Genomic DNA, 15,119 nt, shown 5'->3' on the forward strand with positions numbered 1-15,119 from the left:
TTTATCAGGCCTTAACTGCGCCACGGCTGGGCGCCAGCACCGAGGCAATCGCCACCACCATCAGCACCACGGCAGCCCAGTCCTGCCAGTGCAGCACTTCGCCCAGGCCCAGCGCGCCTGAAAACACCCCGAGGATGGGAATCATCATCACGCTCAGCGTGGAAGCCACCGGCGGGAGCGCGCGCGCCAGCGTGAACCACGCCGCGTGCGCAAAACCGAAGATCAGCACCGCGTTGTAAAGAATCGCGCCCCAGGTCGTGGGCGAAGGTGCCTTCCACTGCGGCATCTCAAACACGACACCCAACACGGTCAGCATCACGGCGGTCATCACCGTCATCCAGAACGACAGCGTCAGCGTCGCGGCCGGTATCGTGGTCTTGCGCAGCAGCTGCGTGCCCAGCGCCCACACCGCAGCTGCCACCAGCGCGCACAGCACACCCAGGGGGCTGCCCGACAGGTTGGTCATTTCATTCCACAGCAGCAGCGCCACGCCCAGCGCGGCAGCTGCCACCCCCAGCCAGTTGCGGGGCTTGAGCCTGGCGCCAAAAAACCAGGCACCCAGCAGTGCCGAAAAAATCGGCATGGTGTAGCCCAGAATCGCTGCGCGCCCGCTGCTGAGGTTCTTCACTGCCAGGATGATCAGCGCATGCCAGACAAACATGTTCGCCGCCGCCAGCCAGAAGAGCTCACGCCACTTGCCCCGCGGCACCCCAAACGGCACCTTTAGCACCACCATGGCGATGCCCAGCACCGGAATGCCCAGCCAGATCGACATCGCCCGGAACGTCAGCGGCGGAAAGTCCGCAATCCCCAGTTTCATCACCGGCCAGTTCAGGCCCCAGACGAGGGTGAGCAGAACCAGCAGGATGAGTTGGCGTTGGGAGAGTTGCATCGAGTTATTGTGCCCCCACGATCGCTCACTTCGTGTAGCTTCCTGCCCCCCGAGGGGGCCGCCCGCCTGCGGTCTGGCAAAGCCAGTCCCGCGGCTCATGCTGGCTTGAAGAATTCTTTGGGCACTACCACTGGGGGTATTTCGCCAGCGGGGGCCGCGGGTCCGGCTTCGCCGGCCCCAGGCGCCGCCCCTTGAGGGGGAACAGGCTACACGCTACGCGCAGTGAGCTGGTTCTGGCATGGCTGCGCAACACGGGTTGAACGGCTACGCCGCCTCTGGCTCAGCGGCAGACTCTGTTCGTGCTGGCACCCTGTCGTCTTCTGGAATGGCGTAGCGCGGCGCCAGTGCGGCAAGCGACCTCAACACCGGGACGGGTGTCCAGCGAAATAGCGGTGTGAGCCATGGATACGGCACCCTGGATTTCAGAATGGCGCCGTAATCACACGAGGCTTCGTGGGGGAAGTAGTTCTCACGCACGGCCACAAGCTCACAAAACCCCTTGCCGTGGTAGTAGCGCAGCTGTGGATCAACCGGCAAACCGGCCCGCGTAGTCCGTGCATAAGCCTCTACCGATGCGCCTGGTTTTCGTTGCAAATGACGCTTGAGCCCGGGCATGGGAGATCCCAGAAACACTTCACGAGTGCCGCATTTCACCGCATACAGATAGTTGAATGCGATCAGCTGCAAGGCAGCGCCGGCATCCACGCTGGTCAGGCTGATGCCGAACAGGCAGCGGGAGGCGTGCTTGTTCCTCGGCACCTTGCCGTCCAGGGCGGCACTCTTTTGCCAGTCGCCCGGGTTGACCCACTCTGTCTCCGTGGTGGGCTTGCAAAAGAGCGACGCCAGCAATTCACCCGTTTCTGCGCAAAATGCACCGCCGCTCCAATCGGGATGCGCGGCAATGCGTGATCGAAAGTCTTCTGCGGTGGCTTGCTGCTCTTGCGTCCATTGCTTGCGCTCCAGATCCAGCAAGGCTGGAATATCGCCGATACGCAGATTGCGGGTGATGTAGCGGTGCTTTTTGATGGTCGGTTTGGTTGTCATGGGTAACGGTATGCGTTGGTGTTAAAGGAGTTGATGGCCCGGAACTTCGGGGGCTGGTGGCGGGCGTGCGGCGCCTGAGTGGCAGGAGCAATTGCGAGTGCCCAAAAGTTGAAAGTCGTGCATCAGCTGCACGGCACCTGTGGCCACCCACAATCCAACGACCCGGGCCTTGCTGCCGAAAAATCCGCTCAGAAAAATGCTGGCCTGCAAATTCACCACCTCATGCCACCAACCATGAGGCACGTAGATGGCATCACCCGGATAGAGATCGACAGCAAACAGTGCGTCTGCCGGCACATCGCTTTGCGCCAGATCGCGCATGCCCACCGATGCCAGCTTGGCCCAGCGGTCATACTTCTTTGACAACGCACCCAGGTGCTCCACGGTGCCGGGGCGGGCCAGATAAAAGCGTTTGACTCCGCGCGTGAGCACCGCCAGGTTGTCCAGCAGGTCGTAATGCAAGCCTGTGTGTGCCCCTTGCGGGCCAATCCACGCGCTGCTGGAGACGATGTTGCCCGGCGGGAACCATGCATCTTGTTCCACGTCCTGGCGCAATGAGGGTATCTCCTTGAGCAGATCGAACTCTTTGAGGTATCCGATATGGGAGCCCTCTTCCTGCGCGGCTGTCTGCAACGCCAGCTGTGCCACATAGCGATCAAGTGTGGACGTCACAAACCGGGTGCTGGACCTCTCCCGATTACCCACCACCAAAGTCACGGGCCTGGCCCCGCCCAGATGGGCAAGGTGCTGAAATGTCCAGCGCTCCAGCGCTGCCCAGTTGCGCCCCATGCCCCGCAAAACAACAGGGCCATGACCTATCCACTCATGCCCCTGGGGAGACCCCATCTCCGGCACGGCCCCGAGCCTGGAACGAGGTATCTCCAGCGGGCATTCGCCTTGACTGATCCGCAAATTCACAACGACCTCCTGCACTTGCAATGCGGTGATCGTAAAAATTCACTGTGAAATCCTCATGACGCTGGCTCTGGTTTTTTGTTGCGTCGTGTAAAACGCCAGACAGGTAGCTACTGGCGACAATCGCGCGTTTGGCATACAGGGGGTTCTCCATCAGGGGCACAGTGCAAGCTGCCGAGATCGTGGGAGCTTAAAATGGGACATGACTTTTCTCGACATGCTGGGCGCCGCAGAACGCCAGAACCGCTCCATGCTCTGCGTTGGCCTGGACCCTGAACCCACGAAATTTCCCGGCAAGCTCAAGGGCGACGCCAACAAGATCTACGATTTCTGCGCGGCGATTGTTGACGCCACTGCCGACCTGGTGATTTCCTTCAAGCCGCAAATCGCCTACTTCGCCGCGCACCGCGCCGAAGGCCAGCTCGAACGCCTGATGGAACACATGCGCCGCGTGGCGCCGCAAGTGCCCATCATCCTGGATGCCAAGCGCGGCGACATCGGCAGCACGGCGGAGCAATATGCCAAGGAAGCCTTTGAGCGCTACGGTGCCGACGCGGTGACGCTCTCGCCCTTCATGGGGTTTGATTCGGTCGCGCCGTATTTGAAGTACGAAGGCAAGGGCGCTTTCCTGTTGTGCCGCACCTCCAACCCCGGCGGCGACGACCTGCAGAACCAGCGATTCGCCTCGATTGAAGGCCAGCCGCTGCTGTACGAGCATGTGGCGCGTCTGGCGCAAGGTCTGTGGAACCTCAATGGCCAGCTGGGGCTGGTGGTGGGGGCGACGTACCCGGCGGAGATTGAGCGTGTGCGGGCCGTGGCGCCTACCTTGCCTTTGCTGATTCCGGGTGTGGGCGCGCAAGGCGGCGATGCGGTGGCGACCGTGAAGGCGGGATGGCGGTCCGGCGCTCCCATCATCGTGAACTCGTCGCGCGCGATTTTGTATGCCTCTTCGGCGGATGATTTTGCGGAGGCTGCGCGGCGCGAGGCGGTGAAGACTCGGGATGTGCTGGAGGCGGCTCGGGGTGAGGCTTTGAAGTAGGCTGGTTTCTTACCCGGCGTTGTACTCTTTACTGAGAGTTGCTGGCCGGGGGTAGCCCGGCATGCAGGTAACTTTCTTTTGGCGAAGCAAAAGAAAAGTGAGTAGCTGCCGGGCTACCCCCGGCTAGCCGCCCTCAACAAAGAGCACGTCCTGAAAATCAGCCACAACCTCAAAAGAAATTGCTATTAATTGGATAGCTGCTTGCGCCCATGTCTATTGGTCCGGGGATCGATAAGACTATTAATTGGCAACCGTAAACCGGCGCCGAATATGCCGCGCGTTTTCAATTTCGTCCACGATGGCCACAGCCAGGTCAGGCACCGAAATACCGGCCGGCTTGTCACCCTGGCCGGGCAGCAGATCGTCCGCACCCAGCCGGTATTTGCCGGTGCGCTCGCCGGGTGCCAGGCCGATAGGGGGCGAGACAAAGCTCCAGTCCAGCGAGGTTTCGAGCTTGAGCTGGTTCAGCGCCTCGCGTGCGGCGAGCGCGCCCTGCTTGTATTGCGCGGGAAACTCAGGCGTGTCCACCAGCTGCAGGCCCGGCGCCACATACAGGCTGCCGGCACCGCCGACCACTAGCAGGCGTTTGACACCCGCCTGCTTGACGCCATTCACGATGGCTTTGCTGGCCTCCAGGTGCAGGTCGTGGATTTTCGGCTCGCTCCAGCCCGGGTTGTAGGCGCTGATGACGGCATCGTGGCCCGCCGCGGCTTTGGCCACCTGGCCGGCATTCAGTGCGTCGGCGGCGACCACGGTCAGGCCGGTTTGCGGGGTGACCTTGCCGGGGTTGCGGGCCAGCACGGTGACTTTGTGGCCGCGGCTTAGCAGTTCGGAAAGAATAGGTGCGCCGATAAAACCTGTGGCGCCGATCAGTGCGATGTTCATAAAAACTCCTGCGGGTTAAAAGAGCCTCTAGTGTCATTACTTCACAACGCTCTGAATAGACGGCAAAATTCGCTAACACTGTGAAGTAGAGCTAACTAATGAGCGATAAATCCATGGACCAGCTCAAGCGCATGGCCATTTTTGCCGAGGTGGTTGCCAAGGGGTCCTTGACTGCGGCGGCGCGGCAGCTGGGCATGACGCCTTCGGCCGTGAGCCAGCATTTGCGGCAGCTTGAGCAGTCGCTCGGCCTGGCCCTGCTGCACCGGTCCACGCGGCGCCTGACACTGACAGAAGCGGGTGAGCGCTACCACGCTGGTTGCGCCGCCATGGTGGCGGCTGCGCGCTCGGCGGAACAGGCGCTGGTGCGGCTGCGCGACGAACCCGAAGGCGAGCTGCGCCTGGCCGCGCCGGCCGGCTTTGGCGGCCTGCTGGCAGCGGCGCTGGCGCCGCTGCGCGGCTACCCCCGGCTCACGCTGCGCCTGTTGCTGGACGACAAGCTGGTTGACCTGATCAGCGAACGCGTGGACATCGCGGTGCGCGTGGGCGAGCTGGCCGACTCCAGCCTGGTGGCACGCAAGCTGGGCAATATGACGCGCCAGCTATGCGCCTCGCCGGCCTACCTGGCCGAACGGGGCTGGCCCGCCACGCCGCAGGATTTACTGCGCCACGACTGGCTGGCCAGCAAACCCAACAGCAGCAACAGCGCGGACATGCTGGAGCTGCTGGGCCCGTCTGGCGAACGCGCAACCCTGAGGCTGGAAGGCCGGGTGCAGGCTTCGCAGGTCACGGCGCTGCATGCGCTGGCCATAGCCGGCTGGGGCATCAGCATGGGTGTGAGCGAGGACGACCGCAAAGCGATGACCGAAGGCCGCTTGCTGCCGATATTGCCGGGCTGGCGCATGGCGGATGTTCCGGTCTACGCCGTCACGCCGCGGCGTGGTGAGCAGCCGGCCAAGGTGCGCTACGCGTTGGAGCTGCTGGCGGCCTGGTTCCTGGGCGTCAGGCCTGTTGCGGACGCGGCCTGAGCACCAGCCCGCCCAGCATCACACAAGCCAGCGCGGCCACTACAAACGCGACGCCGGCCCATTGCCAGGGCGTGACAACCTCGCCCAGTACCAGCATGCCGGTGGCCAGGCCCACCACCGGCACGCCCAGGCTGAAAGGCGCGACGCGATTGGCCGGGTGGCGCTTGAGCAGGTTGGTCCACAGGCTGTAGCCCAAAATGGTGGCCGCCCAGCCAAGGTAGGCTACAGCGGCCCAGCTGGAGGCACGCGCTTCCATCCAGTGCCAGCGCGCGGCCTCGGGGTCGAAGGCCCAGGACAGAGCGGCAAAGGGCAGTATCGCCACCAGGCTGCTCCAGACCACAAAGGCCAGCGGCGAATAATCGCTGTAGGTCTGCTGAACGCGACGCGCCACGATGTTGGACATGGCCCACATGGCCGCCGCGCACAGCGTAAGCACAAAGCCCAGCGGCGTGGTGGCGCCCGCGCCATTGGCGCCCACGTAGTTGAGCGCAAAGCAGGCCAAGCCCAGCGCCGCCAGCACCAGGCCCGCCTGCAGCGGCCGGCTGGCGCGCTCATGCAGCAGCACAAAGCCAAAGAGCGCCGTCCAGAACACCTGGGTCTGCTGCAGCACCGAGGCCAACGCCGCGGTCATGCCGACCTTGAGCGCCAGAAACAAGATGCCGAACTGGCCCACACCCTGAAAAAGGCCGTAGAACACGATCCACTTCCACGCGATTTTGGGCGGGCGGATCAGCAGCGCCAGCGGCAACACGGCAAACACATAACGGGCCGTGCCCAACTGAAAAGGCGTGAAATCGCGCAGCGCGAATTTCATCACCACGAAGTTAACGCCCCACAGCACGACGACCGTGAGGGCGGCCGCCAGATCGCGGCCCGTCAGAGCATTGGGCTGCATCCGCGCAAGACGTGAAGTCAGCCCAGCTGCATGGAGCGGGCTGCATCCAGGTGCGCTTTGACGCGCTGGGCCAGCGCGACGTCGCCGGGGGTCTCTGGCCGCCATTCCTGGGCGGGCAAGGCCTTGCCGTCCAGGTCTACCGCAACAAACACCACCAGGCATTCGGTGATGACCTGCATCTGCCCGACTTTCATGTCGCCGGCGCGCACTTCCACCGAGATGTTCAGGCTGGTCGTGCCGGTATAGGCCAGGCGGGCTTCGACTTCGACCAGGTCGCCGATCATGATGGGGCGCTGAAAACGTATGCTGCCCACCGACACGGTGACGCAATAACGTTTCGCCCAGCTGGTGGCGCAGGCGTAGCCGGCTTCGTCAATCCATTTCATGACGGTGCCGCCGTGCACTTTTCCGCCGAAGTTGACGGTGCTGGGTTCGGCCAGGAAGCGGAGGGTAATGGAGGACATGGGGGCTGCCGGTAGTTTTATGAGGTTCTTATGCGTGCTGCCAGGCGATGCCGGCGACACGCATCATATTGTCGCCCATCACACCTTCGATCTCGGTTGCGCTCAGGCCCACCTGGCGCAGCGCTTCGGGCAGCAGTTGCCAGGTTTCAACCGGCGTGTATGTCATGCGCTGTACGGCGCGGTCATAGCCAGCCGATTTGGGCCACCAGTAGGTGGGATCGTAGTCGCCGGGAGGGTTGTCATTGAGCTCATCCTGCCGGAAGCTGATGTCCAGGCCGATGCCCGCATGCTGCGCGCCGACCAGGCCCGCCACATAGGCCACATGCCGCGCCATGTCATCGGCTGTGGGGGTGCGTGTGCCCAGGAAGGCAGAGACGCCCGAGACGCACACCACGCCGCCGGTTGCGGCGCAGGCGCGTATCTGCTCGTCGGTGATGTTGCGCCCGTGCTCCACCAGCGCAAGCGGGTTGGCGTGGCTGAAGATCACCGGCCTGGCCGAGGCAGCCATGATGTCCAGGCTACAGCGGCGGCCGGTATGGGAGCAGTCCATCAAGAGGCCGGCCTCATTGACGGCCTGCACCATGCGCACACCCAGCGGCGTGAGGCCGCGTGCTTCGTCGTGGCAGCCGTCGGCCACGCTGTTGTTACGGTTGTAGGCGAAATGGATTTGCCGCACGCCGAGTTCGCGGTACAAGGTCACCATATCGGGCCGCTCCTGCAGGGGCATCGCGCCTTCCAGGTCAAAGCCGATGGCAAGCTGGCCCGCCGCCGCGGCCTCGCGGATCTCGTCCACACTGGACACCAGCCGCAAGCGTTCGGGGTTCGCGGCAATCTTCGCGCGGAAGGCCGCAATGACCGCCATGATTTGCGCCACCGGGTTCATGTCCATGCCGACATTGACGGACACATAGTTCACGCCCGCAGTGCGCAACGCGTCCATCGGCGAAAAATCGGCTGCCGGGTGCAATGGCAGGCAGGCGTGGGCTTCCCAGTGGATCATGGCGTGGCGTGTGGTGTTGAAGAGAAATTAAAGCATGCGGCGCTGCGGCGCGCCAGACCTGCCTGGTAACGATTTACGCCGTGGCGGATACGTCGGCCGCTGCGCGGCGTTTGAACCCGGTGGAAGCCTCCATCAGGCTCAGCGTATAGGCATTCGTGACTTTGTGTGCCGCCAGGTCGGCCGCAGGCAGCATCTCCACCGTCTGGCCGCGCTGCATCACCATCAGCCGTTCACACAGGTGCGTGACGACGGCCAGGTCGTGGCTCACCATGACGAAAGTCAGGCCGCGCCTGCGGCGCAGTTCTTCGAGCAGGTTGAGCACCTCGGCCTGCACCGAGGCGTCCAGTGCCGAAGTGGGCTCGTCCAGCAGCAGGATTTGCGGCTCGAGAATCAAGGCGCGCGCAATCGCGATGCGCTGGCGCTGCCCACCCGAGAGCTGGTGCGGGTAACGAAAGCGAAAGCCCGTGCCCAGCCCGACTTCTTCCAGCGCACGTTCGATGCGCGCCTCTGCGTCGTCGATGCCGTGAATGGCCAGCGGCTCGGCGAGGATGCGGTCTACGGTGTGGCGTGGATGCAGTGACCCGTACGGGTCCTGAAACACCATCTGCACCTGCCGCCTGAAGGCCTTGCTGCCGGGCGCGCTGTCCTGGCCCAGCAACTTGACCGTGCCGGCCGTGTGCGGCGCGAGCCCGCAGATGGCGCGTAGCACGGTGGATTTGCCGGAACCCGATTCGCCGACGATGCCGAAGCTTTCGCCGGGGTTCACGATGAAGGAGGTATCGGCGACGGCGACAAAGCTGTCGTACACCACGCGCAGGCCGCTGACTTCCAGGCCCAGCGATGCAGATGAAACCACGGCATTCACAGCGCCCACTCCGGTTGACGGTCCAGCGTGGCCAGCGGATGCGTGGACGCGCCCAGCTGCGGCAGGCAGGCCATCAGGCCGCGTGTGTAGGGGTGCTGCGCATTCGCCAGGCCGCCGGCAGCCAGCTCTTCCACCACCCGGCCCGCGTACATCACGAGGATGCGGTCGCAGAAGGTCGACACCAGCCGCAGGTCGTGCGAGACCAAAATCAGGCCCATGCCGCGCTCAGCCACCAGCGTGTCGAGGATGGACAGCACCTGCAGTTGCACCGTCACGTCCAGCGCCGAAGTCGGCTCGTCGGCGATCAGAAGGTCCGGGTCGGCGATCAGCATCATCGCGATCATCGCGCGCTGGCCCATGCCGCCGGACACCTCATGCGGGTAGAGTTTGTAGACGCGCGCCGGGTCGTCGATGCGCACGGATTCCAGCGCGGCGAGTGCGCGCTTTTTTGCTTCCGCCGACGAAACACGGGTATGGGCTTGCAGCGTCTCCACGATCTGTGCGCCTATGGTCATGACGGGGTTCAGCGAAAACTTCGGATCCTGCAACACCATGGCGATGCGGCCGCCGCGCAATTCGCGGCGTTGGGCGGGCGGGCAGTTGAGCAAGTCCATGCCGGCGAACTCAAGACGCCTGGCGCTGATGCGGCCTTCCGGTGCGGTCAGCCCCATGATGGCGCGGCCGGTTTGTGACTTGCCCGAACCCGACTCGCCCACGATGCCCAGGCGCTCACGGCCCAGCGTGAAGGACACGCCGCGCACCGCCTCGGTCATGCCGCCGTCACGGCGCGGAAAGCTCACGCGCAAGTCGTCGACCACCAGCAGGGGCATGTTGGCGCCCGTCATTTGGCGGCCTTCGGGTCCAGCGCATCGCGCAGGCCGTCGCCCAGCAGGTTGAAGGCCAGGCTCACGACAAAAATCGCCGCGCCGGGCGCGGCGGCCACCCACCACTGGTCCAGCACATAAAGACGCCCATTGGCGATCATCGCGCCCCACTCCGGCATGGGCGGCTGCGCCCCCAGGCCCAGAAAACCCAGCCCGGCGGCGGTCAGGATGATGCCGGCCATGTCCAGCGTGACGCGCACGATCACCGACGACACGCACAGCGGCATGATGTGGCCGAGCACGATGCGCCAGGGCGATGCGCCCAGCAGCCGCACGGCGGCGATGTAGTCGGTCTGGCGTATCGTCAGCGTCTCGGCCCGCGCCATGCGCGCATAGGGCGGCCAGGAGGTGATGGCAATCGCGATCACCGCGTTCTGGATGCCGGGGCCCAGCGCCGCGACAAACGCCAGCGCCAGAATGAGACGCGGAAACGCCAGAAAAATATCGGTGATGCGCATCAGCACCGCATCGACCCAGCCGCCGGCATAACCCGCCACGGTGCCGACGATGAGGCCCAGCGGCGCGGCCAGCACCGCCACCAGAATCACCACCATCAGCGTGATGCGCGAGCCGATGATGATGCGTGAGAGGATGTCCCGTCCCTGGTCATCGGTGCCGAACCAGTGTGCCCACGAAGGCGGCAGCAGCCGCGTGGTGCGCAGGTCGCCGGTGTATGCCGAGTAAGGCGCGAGCAGGTCGGCAAAAATCGCCACGAGAACCAGGCCCAGCACGATGAAGAGGCCCAGCATCGCCAGCCGGTTGCGCGAAAAATCGCGGCAGCCGTGGTACATGCGGCCCATGAAGGCCTGGCGGCGCGAGGCAGGGCGGTCGGTGCTCAGCCAGTCGCGCAGGGATGCAACCTTTGAAGTCATCGGATACGCGTCCTTGGGTCGAGCAGCTTGTACAAGACGTCTGACAATAAATTCAAGCCGACAAAGATCGAGCCCACCACAATCGTGCCGCCCAGCACCGCATTCATGTCGGCGTTCTGCAGCGAGTTGGTGATGTACAGGCCCAGTCCCGGCCAGGCAAAAACGGTTTCCGTCAGCACCGAGCCCTCGAGCAGGCCGGCGTACGACAGGGCGATCACCGTGACCAGCGGCACCATGGCGTTGCGCAGTGCATGGCGCCAGATGATGCGCGACTCCGACAGGCCCTTGGCGCGCGCGGCGATCACGTATTCCTGCGCGAGTTCATTGAGCATGAAGGAACGCGTCATGCGGCTGATGTAGGCCAACGCGAAATAGCCGAGCAGCGAAGCCGGCAGGATGAGGTGCGAAAACACATTGCGAAAAGCCTCCCACTCGCCGGTCATGGCGGTGTCGAGCAGCAACAGCCCCGTGATGGGCTTGAGTGTGTATTCATAACTCACGTCGATCCGGCCCGGCCCGGAGACCCAGCCCAGCCGCGCATAAAACACCACCAGCGCCATCAGCCCCAGCCAGAAGATGGGCACCGAATAGCCCACCAGGCCGATCACGCGCACCACCTGGTCCACCAGCTTGCCGCGCCGCACCGCGGCCCATACCCCCAGCGGCACGCCCAGGCCCGCACCTATCAGGATGCCCAGGCTCGCCAGCTCCAGCGTGGCCGGAAAGGCGCGCTTGATGTCCGTCATCACCGGGTTGGCTGTCAGCACCGAGATGCCGAAGTCGCCCTTGAGCACCTTGCCGATGTAGATGTAGAACTGCTCATACAGCGGCTTGTCCAGCCCCAGCTCCTGGCGCACCCGCTCGATCACATGCGGCGGTGCGCGATCGCCCACGATGGCCAGCACCGGGTCAATGGGAATCACGCGGCCGATGAAGAACGTGACCGCAAGCAGGCCCAGGTAGGTGAGCAGAATCACCACCAGGAAGTTGCCGAAGCTCCTGGCGTGCGGCGTGAAGCGCTGGCCCGCCGTGCGCGTGGTCACCGCACTGAGCGGCGCCACGCCGGCGGCTGTGGGGTCGGGAATGGCCAAAGTCGGTGGCTTATCAGCGCTTGGAGGCGTTGAACATGTAGTTGCTGTCGAAGGTGGGGCCCAGCTTCAGGCCGTCCACGTTGCTCCGGAAAGCCGCCACCTCGGTTTGCTGGTACAGCATGATGAAGGGGCTGGTTTTGCGGAACTCGGCCTGCAGGTCCTCATACATCTTCTTGCGCTTGCCGGCGTCACGCTCCAGCACAGCCGCGTCCGACTGCTTCGTCAGCTCGGGAATCGCCCAGGCATTGCGCCAGGCCAGCGGTTTGGCCTTCGCGTCATCGGCATTGTCGGGATTGCGCGTGAAGGTATCGGCGTTCGAATGCGGGTCCCAGTAGTCGGCGCCCCACTGGCCGATGTACATGTCGTGGGTGCGGGCACGGTACTTGGTCAATGTTTGCTTGCCGTCGCCGGGAATGATCTCGATGTCGACGCCGGCCTGCTTGGCCGTCTGCTGGAAGGCCTCGGTGATGCCCTGCACCGGCTGGATGGTGCGCATGTCGATGGTGACCTTGAAGCCGTTGGCAAGGCCCGCTTTGGCCAGCAGCGCCTTGGCCTTGGCCACGTCGAGCTTGTAGGGCTTGACGGTGCTGGCGCCCAGCAGGCCCTGCGGCAGAAAGTTCTGGTTGATCACGCCGATGTTCTTGACCAGTGTGTCGCCGATGGCATCGTAGTCGACCAGGTATTTCAGGGCTTCGCGCACTTCGGGCTTGGCCAGATTGGGGTTCTTCTGGTTCAGGCTGATGTAGTAGACCGTGCCCTTGGGCGTGGAAGTCATCTTCACGTCCTTGTTGGCCGAGAGCGCCGCGATGTCCTGCGGGCTCAGGTTGCGGGCGATGTCGATGTCGCCTTTTTCGAGCAGCAGGCGCTGCGTGGCCGATTCCTTGACGTGGCGGTAGATCACGCGGGCCAGCTTGGGCTTGGCGCCGTAGTAGTTGTCGTTGCGTTCCAGCGCCACGATTTCATTGGCTCGCCATTCGCGCAGCTTGAGCGGGCCGGAGCCGGCATAGTTGGTCTTGAGCCAGGCATAACCCCAGTCGCCGTTGACCTCTTTCGACTGCACCAGCTTCATGTCGACAATGCCGGCAACGTTGGCCGTCAGGCAGTTGAAGACAAAGGTGGGCGCATAGGCCTTGTCGGTTTCCAGGGTCACCACGGTCGGGCTGGTGGCCTTGATCTTGTCCTTGACGTTGGTCTTGGAGAAACCGAACTGGGTCAGGATGAAGGCGGGGGATTTGTCCAGCATCACGGCGCGCTGCAGCGAATACGCCACTTCTTCGGCCGTGAGCGGGTTGCCGGAGGCGAATTTGATCCCGGGCTTGAGCTCGAAGGTATAGGTTTTGCCGTCGGCCGAGACGGTCCAGGATTTGGCCACGTCGCCCACCAGTTTGGACGGGTCGTTGACGTCCAGGCGCAGCAGACGGTCATAGGTGTTGCCCATGATTTCGCCGGCGGACAGCTCAAAGGCTTCGGCCGGATCCATGGTGATGATGTCATCGAAACCGAAGGCCAGCACCAGTGTGTCCTTCGGCGTGGCGGCCAGCACTGCGCCGGCGCTGCAGGCCAGCATGGCGGCTGCGGCAGTGGCGCAAAGAACGCGGCGGCTGAGGTGGGGAAGCATGTGGTTCAAGATGATTTCCTTCGGTTGGACAGTCAAACAAACATTGCGCCTGACCGCTTGTGGCGGCCGCGCCCGGGGGTCTCAGGGGTGAGCAGGAATCATGCCCATGCCGCTGGTGGTTGCCGCCGGTAACTTGTACATACAAGTCAGGGACCTGTTAACGGTCCAGGGCGACTGATGCATTCTGCGCCGCCGACCGCGCGCGTCAAGACCCGGGTTTTCCGCGATTGCTGACTTCATGAAAACCGGCGGTCCGGCGGCGGACCGCCTGGCCGTCGCCCACGTAGCCAACACCGTTGCCCCAAAAAAGTGTCCAGACGCCGCCTTCCAGGGTGAAGCGTTACGACCTGCTGCTCGGCGGAATATCCTGGTGGACAACCGGCTGAACTCTGCGGGTTTTACCGGTGTTTGTTGTTGCTATTAAAAACATAGCTGCTGGCGCCCATCCATATTGGACTTAAGGCCAAAACTTCCCCTGAAAACAGCCTGAACCGGGTCTGGTTTCAGTTTCGGGGCAAATCCCTTCTTCTGGCGCGTTCAGGAGGCCTCGCAAGCCTTGTTCTTGAGGTCCAAAAGTGGCTCGAGGTCAATTAAATAGGGCGCGACAAGCTATGAAATTGATAGCGATCGCTCGGTGCGTCCGGACCCGGCAAAGGACACCTGCCGTCAGATCACCGGCCTTTACCCCGCCCCGTGACACTTCTTGTATTTCTTCCCGCTACCGCAATAACACAGGTCGTTGCGCCCGGGCGTGGCCTCCACCCGCACCGTCTCGACCTTGGGGCCCATGGTCTTCCACAACTCACGCAAGTCATACACCGCCCAGATGGCCTCGCCAAAAGCGTTGAGCCTGGCAATGCTGGTGCTGGGCGTGCCGTCTTCGCTCAGGGGTGACACCTCGGGCGGGGCGCTATCGTCTTCGGTCATGGCGACCACGGCCTGCAGGGCGCCGTCGAGCCATTTGGCGGCGTCTTTGTCACGCGGCGCCATCCACTCGTCGGGCCAGCTTTCCACCGCAAACATGAAGCCCAGCGCCCAGACCTGCGCGAATGCGGGCAGGTCTTCGCCCTTGAAAGCGGCACGTTCGTCGGGCGGCATGTCGGCCACGGCGCCGCGTATGTCCATGACCTCGGGGTGGTAGCAGTTGTCGTCTTCGAGCGAGTCCACTTCGGCGTCCAGCGCCGTTTCGACTTCCTGCCAGCGCTGGTTCCAGAGCATGAGGAAGCGCTCACGTTGCGCGTCGCTGGCGAACGAGCCGCCTTCCGGATCCGGTGCCTCGCCCTCAGCGGGGACGGCGAGCAGCACGGGCAGGTATTCGGCTGCCTCGATGGGCCGGCGCGAGCAGATCACGGCGGCCATGAAGCCTTCGCAGAATTCCCACTGCGGCGTTTCGTCATAGCGGGTGCGCAGGTCGTCGAGGATGGCATCGAGTTCGTCGAACGCCTCGACTTCCAGGAAAACCGGCTCCGGCGAGGGCTTTGAAGGGATGACGGATTTGGGGGTGGGCTTCATGAAAAAAACAGTTCTGAGCGTCACATGAGGCTCTTATGATGCAAAGTGTATCTGGCGCATCGCGGCTGCATGCCTGTGTTTTGTGCCCTTTTGTGACCCCTCCCCCCGGAAGCTCCAC

General features: G+C 63.7%; 15 protein-coding genes. 2 read left to right on the top strand and 13 right to left on the bottom strand.

Features of this window, described 5'->3' with window-relative positions:
• Positions 1-4: 4 nt before the first annotated feature.
• From AC1DZE_RS20220 to AC1DZE_RS20230, 3 genes are all read right to left on the bottom strand, one after another.
• Positions 5-892, bottom strand: coding sequence for a DMT family transporter (locus tag AC1DZE_RS20220; RefSeq protein WP_477672398.1), 888 nt, complete (start codon positions 890-892; stop codon positions 5-7).
• 264 nt (positions 893-1,156) lie between these two features.
• Positions 1,157-1,936 carry a hypothetical protein gene (locus AC1DZE_RS20225; RefSeq protein ID WP_477672399.1) on the bottom strand — a complete coding sequence of 260 codons (780 nt, stop codon included), beginning with the start codon at positions 1,934-1,936 and terminating at the stop codon, positions 1,157-1,159.
• Positions 1,937-1,957: 21 nt separating this feature from the next.
• Positions 1,958-2,854 carry a cupin-like domain-containing protein gene (locus AC1DZE_RS20230; RefSeq protein WP_477672400.1) on the bottom strand — a complete coding sequence of 299 codons (897 nt, stop codon included), beginning with the start codon at positions 2,852-2,854 and terminating at the stop codon, positions 1,958-1,960.
• Positions 2,855-3,053: 199 nt separating this feature from the next.
• On the opposite strand from AC1DZE_RS20230, the gene pyrF reads away from it, so the two are divergent.
• Positions 3,054-3,890, top strand: a complete 837-nt coding sequence (pyrF, locus tag AC1DZE_RS20235; RefSeq protein WP_477672401.1) for an orotidine-5'-phosphate decarboxylase — start codon at positions 3,054-3,056, stop codon at positions 3,888-3,890.
• Positions 3,891-4,130: 240 nt separating this feature from the next.
• Here pyrF and AC1DZE_RS20240 read toward each other — a convergent pair whose 3' ends face one another.
• Positions 4,131-4,775: an NAD(P)-dependent oxidoreductase gene (locus AC1DZE_RS20240; protein WP_477670647.1), complete on the bottom strand. Its 645-nt coding sequence runs from the start codon at positions 4,773-4,775 to the stop codon at positions 4,131-4,133.
• A 98-nt stretch (positions 4,776-4,873) separates the two neighbouring features.
• Here AC1DZE_RS20240 and AC1DZE_RS20245 point away from each other — a divergent pair, with 98 nt between their 5' ends.
• A complete protein-coding gene (locus AC1DZE_RS20245; RefSeq protein ID WP_477670648.1) occupies positions 4,874-5,800 on the top strand; it encodes a LysR family transcriptional regulator in 927 nt (308 codons plus the stop codon).
• Here AC1DZE_RS20245 and AC1DZE_RS20250 read toward each other — a convergent pair.
• The 9 genes from AC1DZE_RS20250 to AC1DZE_RS20290 form a co-directional block, all read right to left on the bottom strand.
• Positions 5,775-6,695: an EamA family transporter gene (locus tag AC1DZE_RS20250; protein WP_477670649.1), complete on the bottom strand. Its 921-nt coding sequence runs from the start codon at positions 6,693-6,695 to the stop codon at positions 5,775-5,777. The two genes, AC1DZE_RS20245 and AC1DZE_RS20250, sit on opposite strands and share 26 nt — an antisense overlap.
• A gap of 17 nt (positions 6,696-6,712) precedes the next feature.
• Positions 6,713-7,159: an acyl-CoA thioesterase gene (locus AC1DZE_RS20255; RefSeq protein WP_477647199.1), complete on the bottom strand. Its 447-nt coding sequence runs from the start codon at positions 7,157-7,159 to the stop codon at positions 6,713-6,715.
• 28 nt (positions 7,160-7,187) lie between these two features.
• Complete coding sequence (locus tag AC1DZE_RS20260) at positions 7,188-8,159, bottom strand: dipeptidase (protein ID WP_477700477.1); 972 nt, start codon at positions 8,157-8,159, stop codon at positions 7,188-7,190.
• Positions 8,160-8,232: 73 nt separating this feature from the next.
• Positions 8,233-8,997 (bottom strand): ABC transporter ATP-binding protein, encoded by a 765-nt coding sequence (locus tag AC1DZE_RS20265; RefSeq protein ID WP_477672405.1) that lies wholly within the window; start codon positions 8,995-8,997, stop codon positions 8,233-8,235.
• Positions 8,998-9,020: 23 nt separating this feature from the next.
• A complete protein-coding gene (locus tag AC1DZE_RS20270; protein ID WP_477700478.1) occupies positions 9,021-9,869 on the bottom strand; it encodes an ABC transporter ATP-binding protein in 849 nt (282 codons plus the stop codon).
• Positions 9,866-10,780, bottom strand: a complete 915-nt coding sequence (nikC, locus tag AC1DZE_RS20275; RefSeq protein WP_477700479.1) for a nickel transporter permease — start codon at positions 10,778-10,780, stop codon at positions 9,866-9,868. The genes AC1DZE_RS20270 and nikC overlap by 4 nt, the downstream gene beginning before the upstream one ends.
• On the bottom strand, positions 10,777-11,871 hold the full coding sequence (locus tag AC1DZE_RS20280; RefSeq protein WP_477672519.1) for an ABC transporter permease: 1,095 nt from the start codon (positions 11,869-11,871) through the stop codon (positions 10,777-10,779). Before AC1DZE_RS20280 ends, nikC begins: the two co-directional genes overlap by 4 nt.
• Positions 11,872-11,884: 13 nt before the next feature.
• A complete protein-coding gene (locus AC1DZE_RS20285) occupies positions 11,885-13,489 on the bottom strand; it encodes an ABC transporter substrate-binding protein (protein WP_477672523.1) in 1,605 nt (534 codons plus the stop codon).
• 681 nt (positions 13,490-14,170) lie between these two features.
• Complete coding sequence (locus tag AC1DZE_RS20290; protein WP_477670654.1) at positions 14,171-15,001, bottom strand: YecA/YgfB family protein; 831 nt, start codon at positions 14,999-15,001, stop codon at positions 14,171-14,173.
• Between the last annotated feature and the right edge of the window lie 118 nt (positions 15,002-15,119).

This window comes from Polaromonas sp. P1_F1 (assembly GCF_056405795.1).